Here is a 2,404-nt window from a genome sequence, read left to right as displayed (position 1 = left end):
GCTGATAGAGCGCGGAGAAAGCAGCCCCACCGCCGTGGTGCTGGAGCGGCTGGCCACCGGCCTGGGCGTGATGCTGGCCTCACTGTTCGACGCACCCGCCGCCCGGGCGCCCGCCAGCCCGGTGGCGCGCCACGCGGAGCAACTGCAGTGGCAGGACCCGGCTTCGGGCTACCTGCGGCGCAACATCTCGCCGCCGGGCGTCCCGCAGCCCATGCAGATCGTCGAAGTGCATTTCCCGCCGGGCGGGCGCGTGGCCTTTGAAACCGGCGCGCGCGATGTGCGTGTGCACCAGCAGGTGTGGGTGCTCGAAGGCGCCATCGACATCACGCTGGGCGACGCGCGCCACGCGCTGCGCGAGGGCGACTGCCTGGCCATGCAGCTGGACCGGCCCACCATGTTCCACAACCCCACGCGAAAGCCCGCGCGCTATGCGGTGGTGATCGCCACCGAACGGGCTTGAACCATGACGAACACGATAACCTGGTCGCTGCGGCGCCTGCCCGCCGTCACTGACGAGCAAATTGCCGGACTCACCGATGTGCTGATCGACTGCGTCGAAGGCGACGCTTCGGTGAGTTTTATGCACCCGCTGTCGCGCGAACGTGCGGCGGGTTTCTGGTGCGGTGTGGCGCGGGGCGTGGCCGCGGGCGAACGCGCGTTGCTGGTCGCCGAGGATGCGCGGGGTATCTGCGGCACGGTGCAGCTGGTGCTGGCCCAGCCCGAGAACCAACCGCACCGCGCCGACCTGGCCAAGATGCTGGTGCACCGCCGCTGCCGGCGCCAGGGCCTGGGTGAGGCCTTGATGTGCGCCGCAGAAAACATGGCGCGCGACTGCGGCAAGACGTTGCTAGTGCTGGACACCGTGACCGGCGATAACGGCGAACGCCTGTACCAGCGCCTGGGCTGGAAGCGCGTGGGCGTGATTCCCGGCTATGCGCTGCTGCCGCGCGGCGGGCTGGTGGGCACGACGGTGTTTTACCGCGAGCTGGCCTAGTCGTTACCTACAGCTCCGGAAATAGCGCCATGGGGCGCGGAGGCGCAGCGGCGGTACCAGCCGCCTCAAAGCCCAGCGCCACAAGGTCCGCATGCACGGCCCGCGCGACCAGGCGCATGTCGTGCTCGCTGACCTCGAACAGGCCGAAGCGAAACTTGTAGCCCCAGTGCTGGCGGTTTTCCACAAACTCGAACTCGTCCAGCCAGGGCAGTATGGACACCTCCCGCCCGGCCACGTAAGCCACGTCGCGGCGAAAGGGCACAAAGCCGCCACCCATGTCGAAGGCATAGGGCTCACCGGCCTGCACCACGCCTATAGAGACAAAGCGCTGGAATTTGTCTTTGCCGCCCATGGTCAGCGCGGGCGAGTAATAGGCCACGCGGTCCCCCGCCAGCACCTTTTTCAGCGGCCCACATTTGCCGTGGCACACCTGCATGTAGCCAGCCCCCGGCGTCCCGCAGCCGCGCCGCGCATGCTCGGCGCTCGCAACGGCAATCCAGTTCTTGCGGCCCATCACGCTCAAGCCGCGGCGTGCAGGCCGACGCGGTTGCCGTCCAGGTCGGTGATGTGCGCAAAAAAACCCAGACCGGGCGGCAGCGCCTGGCGCGGCAAGGCGACCTTGCCGCCGGCCTTGACGGCGCGCGCCAGTGCGGCATCCAGCGAAGGCGAGGCATCGAGATAAATCAAGGTGCCGCCGGACGCCGGAGCAGGCGCTGTGGGGCCGGCCAGGATCGCACCACCCACGCCCTCCTCCGCTTCATAGGGAAACACCGCGCCTTCGGACGGGCCCATGGGCTCGCGGCGCATCTTGCACTCGAGGACCGCTTCGTAAAAGGCCTGGGCTTTGTCGAGTTGGGTGCTGGGAATTTCAAACCAGGTGATGGCGTTTTTCATGGGAGGCTCCTTGTGTTGAAGAAGCCTTGATGGTGCTGACCTGCTACTGACAGCGTGATGTCAGTAGCCTTCCCTTTTCGATCGCGATAATGGCTCGCTATGCCAGATCAACCTGCTAAGAAGCCCTCGTTTGTTTCACGCTACCTTGGCCCCTTGTTACCGTTGAGTTTTGCAGCGGTCGGGGTATGGATACTGATTTCCGGGCGTTACGTCTACCGCCCCGGGCGCTCGGGCGGCATATTAGCGCTGCTTCCACCAGACTCATTCTTTGCAGCCCTGTTTTTCATCTCACTTTCGTGTGTGATTGCCGCTTTCGGTTTTTCGGGGCGCAAGGAGTGGTGGCTTTTTTGGGGTGGGCTCACCGGTTGCGTCGGCGCGTTGCTGATTGAGGGTGCCCGTCAGTTGTTGGGCCTGGCTGTCTACGGCTGAACGGCACAGCCCAAACCGAAAATCGGGGACTCAGGAAGCCTGCGTGGGAGTTAGTGCTGCGTCCAGCACCTCCACCCAGTGCCGCAC

General features: G+C 65.8%; 5 protein-coding genes. 3 read left to right on the top strand and 2 right to left on the bottom strand.

All coding sequences use genetic code 11. The annotated features are described in order from the left end of the window. The coding region (locus AC1D1P_RS21055) for a cupin domain-containing protein (RefSeq protein ID WP_477674303.1) at window positions 1–460 on the top strand (460 nt) is incomplete at its 5' end. A gap of 3 nt (window positions 461–463) precedes the next feature. Further along, window positions 464–994: an N-acetyltransferase family protein gene (locus AC1D1P_RS21050; RefSeq protein ID WP_477674302.1), complete on the top strand. Its 531-nt coding sequence runs from the start codon at window positions 464–466 to the stop codon at window positions 992–994. 7 nt (window positions 995–1,001) lie between these two features. Here AC1D1P_RS21050 and AC1D1P_RS21045 read toward each other — a convergent pair whose 3' ends face one another. Together AC1D1P_RS21045 and AC1D1P_RS21040 are read right to left on the bottom strand one after the other, a co-directional pair. After that, window positions 1,002–1,508, bottom strand: coding sequence for an EVE domain-containing protein (locus tag AC1D1P_RS21045; protein ID WP_477674304.1), 507 nt, complete (start codon window positions 1,506–1,508; stop codon window positions 1,002–1,004). A 5-nt stretch (window positions 1,509–1,513) separates the two neighbouring features. Next, complete coding sequence (locus AC1D1P_RS21040) at window positions 1,514–1,888, bottom strand: VOC family protein (RefSeq protein ID WP_477674301.1); 375 nt, start codon at window positions 1,886–1,888, stop codon at window positions 1,514–1,516. 99 nt (window positions 1,889–1,987) lie between these two features. Here AC1D1P_RS21040 and AC1D1P_RS21035 point away from each other — a divergent pair, with 99 nt between their 5' ends. Continuing rightward, entirely contained in the window at window positions 1,988–2,317 is a 330-nt protein-coding gene (locus tag AC1D1P_RS21035; protein WP_477670291.1) for a hypothetical protein, read from the top strand. Window positions 2,318–2,404 lie beyond the last annotated feature (87 nt).

The sequence above is a fragment of the Polaromonas sp. P1_E1_2 genome (assembly GCF_056406035.1).
The sequence above is the reverse complement of the archived record's forward strand: the minus strand, read 5'-3'. Positions and strand labels throughout refer to the sequence as shown.